At 72.8% G+C, this 15,112-nt stretch carries 15 protein-coding genes; 9 read left to right on the plus strand and 6 right to left on the minus strand.

Going from position 1 to position 15,112, the window contains the following annotated elements; genetic code table 11:
* Positions 1 to 3 precede the first annotated feature (3 nt).
* Positions 4 to 813, plus strand: a complete 810-nt coding sequence (locus tag ACZ6JT_RS17680; protein WP_319732869.1) for a type III pantothenate kinase — start codon at positions 4 to 6, stop codon at positions 811 to 813.
* 247 nt (positions 814 to 1,060) lie between these two features.
* On the opposite strand, the gene ACZ6JT_RS17685 is transcribed toward ACZ6JT_RS17680, so the two are convergent.
* Positions 1,061 to 1,270, minus strand: a complete 210-nt coding sequence (locus ACZ6JT_RS17685; RefSeq protein ID WP_030720471.1) for a hypothetical protein — start codon at positions 1,268 to 1,270, stop codon at positions 1,061 to 1,063.
* Positions 1,271 to 1,468: 198 nt separating this feature from the next.
* On the opposite strand from ACZ6JT_RS17685, the gene ACZ6JT_RS17690 reads away from it, so the two are divergent.
* Both ACZ6JT_RS17690 and ACZ6JT_RS17695 read left to right on the plus strand, forming a co-directional pair.
* Entirely contained in the window at positions 1,469 to 2,593 is a 1,125-nt protein-coding gene (locus ACZ6JT_RS17690) for a DUF5937 family protein (protein WP_469210792.1), read from the plus strand.
* A gap of 260 nt (positions 2,594 to 2,853) precedes the next feature.
* Positions 2,854 to 4,404 carry a M28 family metallopeptidase gene (locus tag ACZ6JT_RS17695; RefSeq protein WP_469210793.1) on the plus strand — a complete coding sequence of 517 codons (1,551 nt, stop codon included), beginning with the start codon at positions 2,854 to 2,856 and terminating at the stop codon, positions 4,402 to 4,404.
* 88 nt (positions 4,405 to 4,492) lie between these two features.
* Here the strand turns inward: ACZ6JT_RS17695 and ACZ6JT_RS17700 are convergent, their stop codons facing one another.
* Positions 4,493 to 5,440, minus strand: a complete 948-nt coding sequence (locus ACZ6JT_RS17700; RefSeq protein WP_469211548.1) for an SAM-dependent methyltransferase — start codon at positions 5,438 to 5,440, stop codon at positions 4,493 to 4,495.
* A 154-nt stretch (positions 5,441 to 5,594) separates the two neighbouring features.
* Between ACZ6JT_RS17700 and ACZ6JT_RS17705 the strand changes: the two genes are divergently transcribed.
* Both ACZ6JT_RS17705 and ACZ6JT_RS17710 read left to right on the plus strand, forming a co-directional pair.
* Positions 5,595 to 6,797: a sensor histidine kinase gene (locus ACZ6JT_RS17705; RefSeq protein ID WP_376618180.1), complete on the plus strand. Its 1,203-nt coding sequence runs from the start codon at positions 5,595 to 5,597 to the stop codon at positions 6,795 to 6,797.
* 17 nt (positions 6,798 to 6,814) lie between these two features.
* Positions 6,815 to 7,489 carry a response regulator transcription factor gene (locus ACZ6JT_RS17710; RefSeq protein WP_365471784.1) on the plus strand — a complete coding sequence of 225 codons (675 nt, stop codon included), beginning with the start codon at positions 6,815 to 6,817 and terminating at the stop codon, positions 7,487 to 7,489.
* Positions 7,490 to 7,702: 213 nt separating this feature from the next.
* Here ACZ6JT_RS17710 and ACZ6JT_RS17715 read toward each other — a convergent pair whose 3' ends face one another.
* Together ACZ6JT_RS17715 and ACZ6JT_RS17720 are read right to left on the minus strand one after the other, a co-directional pair.
* Positions 7,703 to 9,097: a PH domain-containing protein gene (locus ACZ6JT_RS17715; protein ID WP_469210796.1), complete on the minus strand. Its 1,395-nt coding sequence runs from the start codon at positions 9,095 to 9,097 to the stop codon at positions 7,703 to 7,705.
* Complete coding sequence (locus ACZ6JT_RS17720; protein ID WP_469210797.1) at positions 9,094 to 9,585, minus strand: PH domain-containing protein; 492 nt, start codon at positions 9,583 to 9,585, stop codon at positions 9,094 to 9,096. Before ACZ6JT_RS17720 ends, ACZ6JT_RS17715 begins: the two co-directional genes overlap by 4 nt.
* Positions 9,586 to 9,616: 31 nt before the next feature.
* On the opposite strand from ACZ6JT_RS17720, the gene ACZ6JT_RS17725 reads away from it, so the two are divergent.
* The 4 genes from ACZ6JT_RS17725 (at position 9,617) to ACZ6JT_RS17740 (ending at position 12,925) form a co-directional block, all read left to right on the plus strand.
* Positions 9,617 to 10,759, plus strand: a complete 1,143-nt coding sequence (locus tag ACZ6JT_RS17725; protein WP_469210799.1) for an NADH-quinone oxidoreductase subunit D — start codon at positions 9,617 to 9,619, stop codon at positions 10,757 to 10,759.
* Positions 10,760 to 10,824: 65 nt separating this feature from the next.
* Complete coding sequence (locus ACZ6JT_RS17730) at positions 10,825 to 11,769, plus strand: nucleoside hydrolase (protein ID WP_469210800.1); 945 nt, start codon at positions 10,825 to 10,827, stop codon at positions 11,767 to 11,769.
* A gap of 59 nt (positions 11,770 to 11,828) precedes the next feature.
* Positions 11,829 to 12,680 carry an arylamine N-acetyltransferase family protein gene (locus ACZ6JT_RS17735; protein WP_469210802.1) on the plus strand — a complete coding sequence of 284 codons (852 nt, stop codon included), beginning with the start codon at positions 11,829 to 11,831 and terminating at the stop codon, positions 12,678 to 12,680.
* Between the two features lie 29 nt (positions 12,681 to 12,709).
* On the plus strand, positions 12,710 to 12,925 hold the full coding sequence (locus ACZ6JT_RS17740; RefSeq protein WP_030720437.1) for a hypothetical protein: 216 nt from the start codon (positions 12,710 to 12,712) through the stop codon (positions 12,923 to 12,925).
* Positions 12,926 to 12,990: 65 nt separating this feature from the next.
* Here the strand turns inward: ACZ6JT_RS17740 and ACZ6JT_RS17745 are convergent, their stop codons facing one another.
* Together ACZ6JT_RS17745 and ACZ6JT_RS17750 are read right to left on the minus strand one after the other, a co-directional pair.
* Positions 12,991 to 13,995 (minus strand): hypothetical protein, encoded by a 1,005-nt coding sequence (locus ACZ6JT_RS17745; RefSeq protein ID WP_469210804.1) that lies wholly within the window; start codon positions 13,993 to 13,995, stop codon positions 12,991 to 12,993.
* A gap of 108 nt (positions 13,996 to 14,103) precedes the next feature.
* Positions 14,104 to 15,081: an ABC transporter substrate-binding protein gene (locus ACZ6JT_RS17750; RefSeq protein ID WP_469210806.1), complete on the minus strand. Its 978-nt coding sequence runs from the start codon at positions 15,079 to 15,081 to the stop codon at positions 14,104 to 14,106.
* Between the last annotated feature and the right edge of the window lie 31 nt (positions 15,082 to 15,112).

Genomic DNA, 15,112 nt, shown 5'->3' on the forward strand with positions numbered 1-15,112 from the left:
CCCGTGCTCCTCACCATCGACGTAGGCAACACCCACACGGTCCTGGGCCTGTTCGACGGTGACGAGATCGTCGAGCACTGGCGCATCTCGACCGACCCGCGGCGCACGGCCGACGAGATGGCCGTGCTCATGCAGGGCCTGATGGGCATGCACCCGATGCTCGGCAGCGAGCTGGGCGACGGCATCCACGGCATCGCGATCTGCTCGACGGTGCCGTCGGTCCTGCACGAGCTGCGCGAGGTCACCCGGCGCTACTACGGCGACGTGCCCGCGGTGCTGGTGGAGCCGGGCATCAAGACGGGCGTGCCGATCCTGATGGACAACCCGAAGGAGGTCGGCGCGGACCGCATCATCAACGCGGTCGCGGCGGTCGAGCTCTACGGGGGCCCGGCGATCGTGGTCGACTTCGGTACGGCGACCACCTTCGACGCGGTGTCCGCGAAGGGCGAGTACGTGGGCGGGGTCATCTCCCCCGGCATCGAGATCTCCATGGAGGCGCTCGGCGTCCGCGGCGCCCAGCTCCGCAAGATCGAGCTGGCCCGCCCGCGGAACGTGATCGGCAAGTCCACGGTCGAGGCGATGCAGTCGGGTGTGGTCTACGGCTTCGCGGGCCAGGTCGACGGGGTCGTGGCCCGCATGGCGAAGGAGCTGGCCGGGCCGAACGGCGACCCGGACGACGTCCGCGTCATCGCGACGGGCGGGCTCGCGCCGATGGTTCTGGGCGAGTCCTCGGTGATCGACGACCACGAACCGTGGCTGACCCTGATCGGACTGCGACTGGTCTACGAACGCAACGCGCCGAACTTCGACTGAGCCGATTCGGAGGCAGCCGGGCCGGTTGGGGCGGGGTCGGGTGTGTGTCGGGGTGATCCCCGCAGGGCGCCGAACGCAACGGGGCTCGGCTCAACGACCCCCCGCCACGTTCGGCGTCCGAGGAGACGCCCCGGCGCGCGCCCGACCCCGCCCCAACCGGCCCCAGCCGACCCCGCCCGGGCGGCGCAGCCACCCGGCGCCCGGCCCCGGCACGACCCGCCGGCCGGGTCCACCAGCCGGTGGCGGTTCAGCAAGCGCGCGGCCTGCTCAGCATCCGGCGTACGGCCGCGCGCCACGGGTGGTCGGCCGGACGGCCGTCCACCACGGCCTTGACCTGCTCGTACGACCGGATCTCGCGCAGGACGGCGACGTCGTCGCGGCCGGGGGGCGGGGGCATCGGCTCCGCGTGCTGGGAGGCCCGCCAGGTGTCTATGAGGTACTGCTCGATCGCGCTCATGGCTCTACCCTCACCCCGTCGGCGGCACCGCGCACGACAGTTGACGTTCCCCGTCAATCGACGGCTCCCCGCGGCCGCGCCACGGGCAAACGATCACTCGTCCGGCCGCCGCGCCGGACCGCCCGCGGCCACTCGTACGGCGGCGCCGCACGGTCCACCCGGCACCACCCTCGGTGAGCGGGACGACAGAATGGCCAGATGAGCGTCACCATCGACATCGCCGGACTCCCCGCAGAGCGGATCACCTTCGCGCCCTCCCCCCTCGCGGAGCTCTGCATGGCGCTGCACGCGCTCTCCCAGCCCGCCCATCACCCGGCGCTCACCTCCTGGACCACGGCCACCACCGCCTCGCTCGATCCGTGCCTCGCGGACCGGCTGCTGGAGGGCGAGTTCATGTGGCGGAGCTCCTTCTCCGACCTCTTCATGGCCTTCGCCGGGATCGCCGGCGGGACCGGGGTGCCCGCCGGGACCCTGGCCGAGGAGCTCGACGTACTCGACCGGCTGGACGACGAGCAGTTCGTGATGGCCGCCCTGGAGCACTGCTGGCTGAGGCTCTACAACGAGGGCGGCGGCCCTTCCCCGCTCACGAACCCGGCGGCCCGGGCCAAGGCGCTGGAGGTGGCCGCCGCCCGCGGCCCCCACCAGCTGGAGTTCTCCGTACGCCTGCTGGACGACACCGCCGGCGTACGGGTGTGGATGCGCCGGCTCCTGGAGGACTGCGACGAGGCCTTCTTCGCGGAGACCTGGAAGCGCGTGGAGCCGGGGCAGAGCGCCGACACCCGGCACAAGGCGGAACTGCTGCGCCGCAAGGGGCTGCCGGCCGCGCTGAGGGAGGTCTCGACGGCCCTCAGCGTCGACGAGGGCCTCACCACCATCACCGTCGACAAGATGGTCCACGGGGCGGCGACCGCGACCGACCCCCGAATAGGCAGCGGCCTCGTCTTCGTGCCGACCAACTTCGGCTGGCCGCACCTGCTCGTGGTGCACGCTCCGCGCTGGCGGCCGGTGGTCCACTATCCGCTCGGCACTCCCGAGCCGGTCTCCGCGCCGGGCTCGGTGGAGCTGCTCCAGCGGCGGATGGAGGCCCTGGCCCATCCCATGCGGATGCTGCTGTGCCGGAGCCTGGCGCGGGCCCCGTACACGACGAGCGAACTGGCGACCGTCTACGGGATCACCGCGCCGGAGGTGTCACGGCACCTGGCCGTCCTGAAGAAGGCCGGCCTGATGCACACGCGAAGGCAAGGCCGCTACGCCCAGCACCAGTTGGACCTCGGTGCGGTCGCCCGCATCGGCTCCGACTTCATCGAGGGCGTCCTGCGCTAGCCGGAACCGGCGGGCGGTTGGCCGGATTTGATCGGCGCAGAGTCACCGATATACGGAATTCATAAACCGAAAACAGCGAAAGCTCTGGCCTTGGTGGCCACTTCCTGTCTAACGTGCGCTCACTGTTTCCCCACCTGACGCACACCGATTCTGCGTTCCGGCTGCACCACGCCCCACCACGCAGCGCCCTGCTGTGCCTTGCTGTGCCTGCTGTGCCCAGATCCGCCCGCCCTGCTCGTCTTTGCCGTGGAAGGACCTTCATGCCCTCACGCCGTATAGCCGCAGCAACCGCCGCCCTGGCCGCAGCGGCCCTCGTCTCACCGCTGCTCCTCGCCGGACCGGCCGGAGCCACCGGGAGCCCGCAGAGCGACGCCGCCCGCGGTGACGCGCTCGCCAGGAAGCTGGTCAAGGACGCGACCGGCAAGGGTGCCTACAACCACCTCAAGGTCCTGCAGTCCCTGGCCGACTACAACAACGGCACCCGCGTGGCGGGTTCCAAGGGCCACGAGCAGTCGGCCAAGTACGTCGAGGCCGTGCTGAAGGCGGCCGGATACACGGTCACGCGCAACGAGTTCGACTTCGTCTACGTCGAGACGATCGAGGAGAAGCTGACGGTGGGCGGCGCGAACCAGCGCGACGTACCGATCCACCTGATGTCGTACACGGCGAACAGCCCGGAGGGCGGCGTGACCGCCCAGGTCGCCGTCGCCCCGGTCGACGCGGACGGCTCGAACGGCTGCCAGCCGGACGACTTCGCCTCCGGCACCTTCACCGGCAAGATCGCCCTGATCAAGCGCGGCGGCTGCACCTTCGCGGTGAAGCAGCAGAACGCGGCCGCGGCCGGCGCGGTCGGCGCGATCATCTACAACAACACCGCGGGCGCCCTCAACGGAACCCTCGGCGACCCGGCCGCGGGCAAGGTCCCGACGGGCGGCATCACCCAGGAGGACGGCGAGAAGCTCGCCGCCGAGGCCGCGGCCGGCCCCGTGGAGGCCACCCTCGACATCCGGCAGCTGCGCGAGAACCGCAAGACGTTCAACGTCATCGCCGAGACCAAGGGCGGCGACGAGAACAACACCGTCTTCCTCGGCGCGCACCTCGACTCGGTCGCGGCCGGCCCCGGCATCAACGACAACGGCTCCGGCTCGGCGGGCATCCTCCAGGTCGCCCAGCGGCTCGCGAGCGAGCAGAAGAAGGTCAAGAACAAGGTCAAGTTCGCCTGGTGGTCGGCGGAGGAGTTCGGCCTGCTCGGCTCGGAGGCGTACGTCGCCGGGCTGACGGACGCCCAGAAGAAGCAGATCAAGCTCTACCTGAACTTCGACATGATCGCCTCGCCGAACTCCGCGTACTTCGTCTACGACGGCGACGACTCGGACGCCACCGGCGCGGGCCCCGGGCCGGCCGGCTCCGCCCAGCTGGAGAAGGGGATCACCGACTTCCTCGACTCCAAGAAGATCCCGCACGAGGGCACGGACTTCTCCGGCCGCTCGGACTACGGCCCGTTCATCGAGGTCGGCATCCCCTCCGGCGGCACCTTCACCGGCGCCGAGGGCATCAAGACCCCGGCGCAGGCCGCGAAGTTCGGCGGGCAGGCGGGCGTCGCCTACGACGTGAACTACCACGGCAAGGGTGACGACATCACCAACATCGACCAGAAGGCGCTCGACATCAACGTCGACGTCATCGCGGACGCGGTCGGCCACTACGCGCATGACCTGGCCCCGCTGTCGAAGCCGGTCACCTCGACGCCGACGAACGGCTCGGGCAGCGGCGGCGGCCTCCACGAGGGCCACGACGAGGTCAACCAGTAAGGAGTCCGGCCTCGCCGGAGTTCGAGGCGCGGGGACCCGGGGCGGAGCCCCGGACCCCGCGCCGGCCGGGACCCGCACCCGGCCCGCGTCAGCCGGCGGCGGCCCCGGGCCAGGCCGCCCGGATCCCGACGGGCTGGCACAGCCACAGGAAGTCGCCGAGGCCGCCGCGGGCGGTCAGCTCGGCCGCCTCACCCGCGGCGGCCAGCCCCCGCACGTACGCCACCGGATCCGCCGAGGCGAGCGCCAGAGCGGGCCGGGAGCCCGAGACACCGAGCCCCGCCAGCGCCTCGCGCTGCGTCAGCAGGACCGCGCCCGGCCCCGCGCAGGAGTCGAGCGCCACGTGCGCGGTGACGTCGCGGGCGCCGTCCGGGACGGGCGGGACCTCCCGGCCCGCACGGAAGCCCGTCAGCGTGCCGTACGGGGGCCGCGCGTCCCGCGTGTGGCCGTAGTCCACCGCCACCGCCAGCCCCCGCTCCAGGCTCGCCACGGCCCCCGCCCAGGCCTCGTCGCGGGCCCGACCGATCTCGGCCCGGCCGGTCTGCGTACCGCCGGGCCACCACCGCTCCAGCCAGGTCCGGTCCGCGCGGTCCAGCGGGCCGCCCGGGCTCTCCGTACCGTCCGGGGCGACCAGGACGTAGCGCCCGTCCTCCGCGATCTCCAGCGGCACGTTGTCGAGCCACTCGTTGGCGAACAGCAGGCCCGTCGTCCCTTCGGGCGGCGCCCCGACCCAGCGGATCCGCGGGTCGAGCCCCTCGGGCCGCTCCGCGCGCTCCACGGCGTACGGACGCACCCGCGCGGCCGTCTCCGGCTCCAGCGCGGCCAGCACCCCGGCCAGCAGCTCGCCCCGCCCGGCCCCCACGTCGACCAGGTCCAGCCCCCGCGGGTGCCCGAGCTCCGCGTCCACCCACCGCAGCAGCCGGGCCACGGCTCCCGCGTACAGCGCGGAGGCGTGCACCGAGGTGCGGAAGTGCCCGGCCGGCCCGGGCCCGCCCGGGCGCACGTAGAAGCCGCCGGGCCCGTAGAGGGCGGCGTCCATCGCGTCGCGCCACCGGACCGGAGTCGGATGTCCACCCTGCGTGCTCACCCCACAAAGGCTAAGCTCAACTCCACCTTCGGGAGTACGCCCCCGAGGCCAGGTTCGAACCTCTGGTTGACTCCAGCACCTATCGCCGTTCCCTACGCTGGGTGACGTGCAGCGCCTCTACGACTTCCTCCGCAGACACCCGACGGGCGTCGACAGCTTCTGGGCTGTCCTCCTCTTCGGGGTCTCGATGCTGAACGTCGTGGGCGAGCCCGACATCAGCCGGCCCCTGAAGTTCGCCGCCGTCCCCGTGGTGCTCGCGCTGAGCACGGCCGTGGCCCTGCGCCGCAAGTGGACGCAGGCGATGTTCTGGCTCACCCTCGGGGCGGGCGTCTTCCAGCTCTCCCTGGGAATCATCGCCGGGGTCTGGGACCTCGCCATGTTCGTGATCCTCTACACCGTCGCCGCGAGCGAGGTCCCGCGCTGGGTCTCCCGCACCGCGCTCGGCTGGGGGCTCGCGGCCGCGCCGCTCTACTTCGTCCGCTTCGGCGTGGACAAGGGCAGCAACGACGTCGACAACCTCCTCTTCGCCATCTTCATGATCATTCCGTTCGTGCTGGCGTGGGTGCTGGGCGACTCGCTGCGCACCCGCCGGGCCTACTACGCCCAGCTGATCGAGCGGAACCAGCGGCTGGAGAAGGAGCGCGAGGCCCAGGCCAAGGTGGCCGTGGCCGGCGAGCGCGCCCGGATCGCCCGCGAGCTGCACGACGTCGTCGCGCACAACGTCTCGGTGATGGTGGTCCAGGCGGACGGCGCGGCGTACGTCATGGACGTGGCGCCCGAGCAGGCCAAGGAGGCCCTGCAGACCATCTCCGGCACCGGCCGCCAGGCCCTCGCGGAGATGCGCCGGCTGCTGGGCGTGCTGCGCACCGGCGAGCCCCAGGAGTCCGAGGACTACGTGCCGCAGCCCGACGTCGAGCAGATCGAGGTCCTGGTCGAGCAGGTACGGGCGGCCGGGCTCGTGGTGGACTTCGAGGTCGAGGGCGCGCCGCGGCGGCTGCCCAGCGGGGTCGAGCTGACGGCGTACCGGATCGTCCAGGAGGCGCTCACCAACACCCGCAAGCACGGCGGCCCCGAGGCGAAGGCCAGCGTCCGGCTGGTCTACTTCGACGACGGGCTCGGCCTGCTGGTCGAGGACGACGGCCGGGGCGCGGCCCACGAACTGTACGAGGACGGCGGTGCGGACGGCGCCGGGCACGGACTGATCGGCATGCGCGAGCGGATCGGTATGGTCGGCGGAACCCTGGACGCGGGCCCGCGTCCCGGCGGCGGCTTCCGCATCAGCGCACTGCTTCCCCTGAAGAAGAGATGACGAGGACGAGGTAACCGATGTCCATCCGAGTGATGCTGGTCGACGACCAGGTGCTGCTGCGCACCGGCTTCCGGATGGTGCTCGCCGCCCAGCCGGACATGGAGGTCGTCGCCGAAGCCGGCGACGGCCTGGAGGCGCTGGAGGTGTTGCGGGCCACGAAGGTGGACGTGGTGCTGATGGACGTCCGCATGCCGAGGCTGGACGGTGTCGAGGCGACGCGGCGGATCTGCGAGCCGGAGGAGCACCCCAAGGTCATCATCCTGACCACCTTCGACCTGGACGAGTACGCCTTCTCGGGCCTGAAGGCCGGGGCGAGCGGCTTCATGCTGAAGGACGTCCCGCCGGCCGAACTGCTCGCGGCCATCCGCTCGGTGCACAGCGGGGACGCGGTGGTCGCCCCGTCCACGACGCGGCGGCTGCTGGACCGCTTCGCGCCGATGCTGCCGACGACCACGCAGGAGCCGCAGAACAAGGAGATCGAGCGGCTGACGGACCGCGAGCGCGAGGTCATGCTGCTGGTGGCCCAGGGGCTGTCGAACGGGGAGATCGCGGCCCGGCTGGTCCTGTCGGAGGCGACCGTGAAGACCCATGTGGGCCGCATCCTGACGAAGCTGGGGCTGCGCGACCGCGTCCAGGTGGTGGTCCTGGCGTACGAGACGGGCCTGGTCCGCGCGGGCGGCGGCGCAGGCTAGATCGTCTCTTTTGGATCTTGCCGGTTAAGCCCGCGTCGGCTGGCGCCATGCATCGCAAGGCGGAGGGGCGCCCGGTGTTCTGCTCGCCGGGCAGGGCCGCGAAGCGGACCTCATTCGCCCGACCGCATCACGAACGAGGGATCGGCGGCCGCGGGGCCCGCGAAGGCCAGCGTCATCGCGAGCGCCGCCGCGGCGGGGGCGGCCAGTCGCGGCTCACGCGCCCGGCCGCGTCATCCAGCGGTCCGGGCGGGCCGAGGCGCGGGAGGTGCGGGCGCGGACGGCCTGGTCGGCCAGCAGGGCGGCGGCTTCGTCCGCCGCCCGCAGCCGGGCCGTGACCGTACCGTTCGCGCCGGTGTCCACGTGCACGTCGGCGAGGCCGCAGGCGCGGGCCCACGGGCCCTGGCCGAGGCGGACGCTCTGCACCTTGGCGTGCGGGACGATCTCCGTACGGCGGCACAGGCGGCCGTGCCGGGCCGCGAACACCTCCGGGGAGACGGCCAGCGCGTAGCCCTTCCACCACACCGGGACCACCCGGCGCGAGCCGGCCGGCGGTGAGCCGGAGAAGGCCAGGGCCGCCAGGTCGACCCCGGGCAGCACCCGGGCGATCACGGCGTACGCGGCGGCCCGCGCGGCCACCGGGACCAGGACCTCGTTCTTCGAGCCCGCCACGGCCAGCTCCACGCGGACCAGGTCGCGCCGCCGCCACAGCAGCGGCTCCACGATCCGTACGGTCTGCACGCGCCCCGGCGGCACGGTCTCGTGGGCCCGGTCCAGCATTCCGTGGTCCAGGCGCAGCCCGTCCGGGGACTGCGCGACCCGCCAGTCGTACTCCGCGAGGAAGCGGCCGGCGGTGCCCGCCCAGACCGCGCCGAGCAGCGGGAGGAGGGCGACGACGGCCGCCCACGGGCTGGAGCTGAACCACCACACGGCCACCGGCCCGACGATCCCGGCCGCGAGCGCGCCCAGGACGCCGAGGCTGAGCAGCAGGGACACGACGAGCTCGCGCGGGCTCACGCGCAGCAGCTCCGTGTCGGGGGCCTCGCCCAGCCGCACGGCCTCCTCGGGGGCGAAGCCCGCCGCGCGGGCGAGGAGTTCGGCGCGCAGGGCGACGGCCTCCTGCTCGCCGAGGAAGGACAGCTGGTCCTTGTCGTCGGTGCCGATGACGTCAAGGCGCAGGCTGGCGACACCGGTCAGCCGGGCCAGCAGCGGGCGGGTGACGTCCACGGCCTGGAGGCGGTCGAGGCGGATGTGCGCGGTGCGGCGGAAGAGCAGTCCGGTTCGGATGCGCAGTTCGGTATCGGTCACGGCGTAGTGGGTGAACCACCAGCTCAGGAAGCCGTACCCGGCGAACACGAGGACGATTGCGGCCAGCGCCACCAGCCGGAGCAGGACGGACAGGTCCGCGACCCACTTCTGGGCCTGGTCGCCCTGCTGGGCGACCACGCCGGCGGTCGCGGCGATCGGCACCCAGGCGCGGCGCAGCGGCGTGAAGGGGTGCAGCCGCCGTCCGCCTCCGCCGGGTTCGACGCCGGGTGCGGCGGCCGCGGCGGCTGCGGCGGGTGCGGTTGCGGGGGTCAGCGGGTCGCCGCCCGCCGGACCGGCGGTCACAGGCCCGCCGACCTTGCCTCGCCGAGGGCGGTGAGGCGGTCGCGCAGTCGCTCCGCCTCGGCCGGCGCCAGGCCCGGGATCTTGGCGTCGGTGGCCGCCGCCGCCGTGTGCAGCTGGAGGGAGGCCAGTCCGAAGCGCCGCTCCAGCGGGCCGGAGGTGACCTCGACCAGCTGCATCCGCCCGTACGGGACCACGGTCTCCTCCCGCCACAGCACCCCGCGGCTGATCAGCAGGTCATCCGCCCGCTCGGCGTACCGCCAGGACCGCCAGTTCCGGCCGAGGAGCGCCCAGCCCCAGCCCAGGACGGCGAGCCACATCACCCCGACGGCCGCCCACCACGGGCCGACCGTCAGCCCCAGTACGACGGCGGTCACGACGGCGGACGCCGTCGCCCAGAGCACCAGCAGCAGCCGCCGCAGAGTGAGCAGCCCGCCCGGCAGCCCCACCCACACGGGCCCACCCGTCTCACCCTCTGTCCCCGTTTCCATCCACCCAGCGTAGGGCTGAGACAATGCCCGCATGACGGAGACCACGGTCGGCATCGGCGGAGCGGCGGAGAGCACCGACATGGTGCTCAACATCGGCCCCCAGCACCCTTCCACGCACGGCGTGCTGCGCCTGCGCCTCGTCCTGGACGGCGAGCGGATCGTCAGCGCCGAGCCCGTGGTCGGCTACATGCACCGCGGCGCCGAAAAACTCTTCGAGGCCCGCGACTACCGGCAGATCGTGATGCTCGCGAACCGCCACGACTGGCTGTCCGCGTTCTCCAACGAGCTCGGTGTGGTCATGGCCGTCGAGCGGATGCTCGGCATGGAGGTCCCCGAGCGGGCCGTGTGGATGCGGACCCTGCTCGCCGAGCTGAACCGGGTGCTGAACCACCTGATGTTCCTCGGCTCGTACCCCCTCGAACTGGGCGGGATCACCCCGATCTTCCACGCGTTCCGCGAGCGCGAGGAGCTCCAGGCCGTCATGGAGGAGATCTCCGGCGGCCGCATGCACTACATGTTCAACCGCGTCGGCGGCCTCAAGGAGGACCTCCCGGCCGGCTGGCTCGACCGGGCCCGCGCCGCCATCGCCGACGTCCGCACCCGCATGGACGTCTACGACAAGCTGGTCCACGGCAACGAGATCTTCCGCGCCCGTACGCGCGGCGTCGGCGTCCTGTCCGCCGAGGCGGTGCACGCGTACGGGGTGTCCGGCCCGATCGCCCGCGCCTCCGGCGTCGACTTCGACCTGCGCCGCGACGAGCCGTACCTGGCCTACGGCGAGCTCCAGGACGTCCTCGAGGTCGTCACCCGCACCGAGGGCGACTGCCTGGCCCGCTTCGAGTGCCTGCTGGACCAGACCCACAACGCGCTCGACCTGGCCGTGGCCTGCCTGGACCGGATGGCGGAGCTGCCGCCGGGGCCGGTCAACCAGCGGCTGCCCAAGGTGCTGAAGGCGCCCGAGGGCCACACCTACGCCTGGACCGAGAACCCGCTCGGCATCAACGGCTACTACCTCGTCTCGAAGGGCGAGAAGACCCCGTACCGGCTGAAGCTGCGCAGCGCCTCGTACAACAACATCCAGGCCCTGGCCGTACTGCTGCCGGGGCAGCTCGTCGCCGACATGGTGGCGATCCTGGGCTCGCTGTTCTTCGTGGTCGGGGACATCGACAAGTAGGGGCCACCCGAGCGGCTCTCCGGCGGCAGACTGGACGGGTCAGCACTCCGACGAGGAGGTCGCCCGTGCCCGTTCCGATCATCATCGACTGCGATCCCGGGCACGACGACGCCCTGGCGATCATGCTGGCGGCGGCGAACCCGGCGGTCGACCTGCTCGCGATCACCACGGTCGCCGGCAACCAGACGCTGGAGAAGACCTCCCTCAACGCCCGCCGGGTGTGCACCGTCGCCGGGATCACGGACGTGCCCATCGCCGCCGGGTGCGACCGGCCGCTGCTCCAGCCGCTGGCCGTGGCGGACGACGTGCACGGCGCGTCCGGGCTGGACGGACCGCGGTTCCCCGAACCCACGGTCGACCTGGTCCCCGAGCACGCGGTGGAACTCATCCACCGGATCCTCGTGGACCACCCCGAGCCGGTCACGCTGGTCCCCACCGCCCCGCTGACCAACATCGCCCTGCTGCTGACCCGCCACCCCGACAGCGCCGCCCGCATCCGCGAGATCGTGCTGATGGGGGGCTCCACGGAGCGGGGCAACCGGACTCCGGCGTCCGAGTTCAACATCCACACCGACCCGGAGGCCGCGGACATCGTCTTCCGCAGCGGGGTCCCGGTGACCATGTGCGGGCTCAACGTCACCCACCAGGCCCTGGCCACGCCCGAGGTCCTGGCCCGCTTCGAGGCCCTCGGCACCGAACTCGGCGACATCTGCGCCGGACTGCTGGCCTACTTCGCGTCGGCGTACAGCCGGCTGTGGAACATGCCCCACCCCCCGCTGCACGATCCCGTCGCCGTGGCCCGCGTGATCGACCCCGCCGTCGTCCGGTGCGTGGAGGCGAACGTCACCGTGGAACTGCACGGCCGGTACACGCGCGGGGCCACCGTCGTGGACCTCCACCGGTACCTGGACCGGCCGGTCAACGCGAAGGTCGCCGTGTCCCTCGACACCGGGCGCTTCTGGGACCAGATGGTCGACGCCGTCGCGACCCTCGGCAGGCCCGGCGCCTAGGCCGGCGGCGCGCGGGTAATTCCCGGGGGCCGCGTGCGGCCGGCGCCTACGCTGACCGGATGATCTCTGACATATTCGACGGCTACCTGCGCCGGCTCGGCGTCACCGATCCCGGAGCCCCCAGCGCGGAAGGGCTGTTCGCGCTCCAGCGCGCCCACCTGGAGCGCATCGCCTACGACAACATCGACGTCCAGCTCGGCCGGCCGCCCGGCATCGACCCCGAGCTGTCGGCCCGCCGCTTCGCCGCCGGGCGCGGCGGCTACTGCTTCCACCTCAACGGCGGCCTCGCGCTCCTCCTGGAGACCCTCGGCTACGAGGTGACCCGGCACGTCGGCGGCGTGTGCGACGACGCCGCCTCCCGCGAGGTCGGCGGCGGCCACCTCACCTTGACCGTCCACGTCGACGGGACCCCGTACTGGGTGGACGCCGGGCTCGGGGACGGCCCGTACGAGCCGCTGCCGCTGCGCGAGGGCACGTACGAGCAGGGCGGTCTGCGGTACCGGATGGAGCGGCTGGAGCCGCTCGCGGGCGAGGGCGCGGGCTGGAGCCTCCTCAGCCCCGACATGCACATGCCCCGGATGAACTTCCGGGACGCCCCGGCCGCGACGGCCGACTTCGAGGCCATGCACACCTGGCTGTCGACCGCCGAGGACTCGGTCTTCGTACGGACTTTCGCGCTGTTCCGCCGTGACGCGGAGGGCGCGGACGTGCTGCGCGGCCGGGTCCTGACCCGGCTGGACTCCGCGAAGGGGACCAGCGAGCGGGAACTGGCCGACGCCGATGAACTCTTCGAGGTCATCGGGAGCGTCTTCGGGCGCGACCTGGACGACCTGACCGCCGCGGACCGGGCGGCGCTGTGGGCCCGGGTCCAGCAGGCCCACCAGGTCTGGCTCGCCGACCGGCCGGGCTGATGTCGGCGGGGCAGGGCAGACTGGGGTCCATGTCCCACTCCCCCCGTCGGGCCTGCCCCTCCTGCGGCCGCGACTGCGCCGTCACCGCCGGCCGGATCGCCCGCCACGACCCCCCGGCCGGGCGCGGACGCGGCGACCTGGTGTCCTGCCCCGGATCGCGGGCCCGGGTGGTGCTCGGCGCCTCCGCGCCGACGCTGGACGGCTTCGTGCTGCCCGAACACCCCGGACAGCTCCCGCTGTTCTGAGGATCCGCCCCGTCCCGACCCACCCGGCCGGGAACCGGGCGCCGGGAGCCGGACGACGGCGGGTGCTACGAGATCGCGGTGCGCAGCCGGACCACGTCGATCGGCTCGGTCTCGTCGTGGGCCGTCAGATCGATGACCTGGCCCACCGCACGGGTCTCCGCGGTCTCCGGCTTGAACTCCGGCCCGGGGGCCTCCTCCGCGGACTCCGCCTTGTGGACGGCGAGGGCCTCGGCGCCGACCACGTCGGCCAGGTCCTCGTTCTGGACCGCCTCGATCACCGCGCGGGCCTGCGCCGCGTTCTTGGTGCCGAAGAAGTCGAAGCCGCCCTCGACGCGGGAAGCCGTACGCCGCTGGGCCGCGTACGGGGCCACCGCCGCGGCCGGACGCCGCGCGGGGACCGAGGACGCGGGGGCCGACGGCGCGAGGGCTGCGGGTGCGGGGGCCGGGGACGCCGCGCCGGGGGCCGCGGGCAGGGCCGCCTGGGTCTGCCTCCTGCGGGCCAGCGCCCCCAGGGCTGCGTGGGCCCGGGCGTAGCCGACCGAGGTGGGCGCACCCGCCGAGGTGCGCTCCTCGGAGACGGCCGGAAGTTCCTTCTGCGCGGCGGCCGGAGCCGCGGAGGCCTCGATGGCCAGCAGCCGGCGGCCCTCCAGGGCGCTGGCACGCTCGGTCTCGGCCGTCGCGTAGCGCCGCAGCAGCGCCGCGTGCTCGCCCCGCAGCCCGGCCAGTTCGACCCGCTTGGCGCGCAGCTTGGCGTCGAGTCGGCCGCGCAGCACGCGGGCCTCTTCGAGATCGGATTCGAGCTCGGCTATGCGCTCGTCCGTCCGCCACTCGTCCTTGACCCGCTCGCGGGCGAGCTCGGCGACGCGGCGGCCCGCCGAACGGTCCCAGGCGCGCATCACGACGGCGCCGCCGACCCCGGAGGCCGCGGTGAGGGCCACGAGCAGCCTCAGCGCCAGCGGTTCCGCGAGCAGCCAGGCCGCTCCGGCGCTGATGACGGACACACCTGCGATGGTCGTCGGCGTGAGCAGCCGGTGCAGGGGTTCGGGATTGCGGTGGCGTCCACGGGGCATGGCCCGAAATTTACAGGGCGCGGAGGTCCAGCGGGATACCCGCCCGGCAATCTCTTGCCGCTCTTCCCGGGCAGGTACTCGACATTCCTCCCGCAACCCCCGTGAGTTCTACTTCTTGAGGAGGCCCTTGGACTCCAGGTAGGCCTTCGCGACGTCCGCCGGCTTGGCGCGCTCCGCGTCCACCTTCCGGTTCAGGTCGACCAGATCGGCCGTCGTGAGGGCCTTGGTCAGCTTGTCGAGGGCGGCCGCCACCTCGGGGGCGCCGGCGTCCTTGGCGTTGACCACCGGGAGCACGTTGTCGGCGTTCTGGAGCTTCTTGTCGTCCTCCAGCAGGACCAGGCCGAAGCTGTCGAGGGTGGCGTCCGTGGTCGTGGTCAGCACGAGCTGGTCGGCGCCGTCCTTGACGGCCTGCTTGGCCTGCGGGGTGCCGACGCCCTTCGGGTCAATACCGGAAACCTGAATTCCGTACGTCTTCGTCAACCCCGGTGCGCAGAAGGGCCGTACGGAGCATTCGTCGCCCGCCGCGATCTTCACCTTCAGCCCGGACTTACCAAGATCGGAAAGCGTCTTCAGGTTGTTCTTCTGGGCGAATTCCTTGGTCACCGCGAATGCGTTCTGGTCGACCGCCGCGCCCGCGGGCAGCGCCTTCAGCCCGAGCGGGGCCGCGAGCCCGTCCAGGGCGGCCACCGTCGCCGCGACGTCGCTCGACGCCACCGGCTTCTCCTCGGGCGCCTTCGGACCGTTGACCTTGGCGTTGAGGAACTCCGCGAGCGTGGCCGCGTACTCCGGGACGACGTCGATCTCACCCTTCTCCAGCGAGGGTTCGTACAGCTCGCGGTTGTTGACCGTCTTGACGGACGTGCCGTAGCCCGCGTCCTTGAGGACCTGCGCGTACAGCTCCGCCAGCACGTTCGACTCGGTGAACCCGGCGGCGCCGATCACCAGGCTGCCCTTGGCGTCCGGAGCCGCGGCGGACGAACCGCCGTCCTTGCTCTTCTCCAGGCTGTCGCCGCCGCACGCGGCCAGCGACACGGTCAGGGCCAGGGCGCCCAGGGACGCGCCGAGGACGCGCGTGGTCTTGGTCATGGAGCAACTCCGTTTCGAGCGATGGACAGGA

The organism is Streptomyces sp. NPDC046308 (assembly GCF_055588065.1).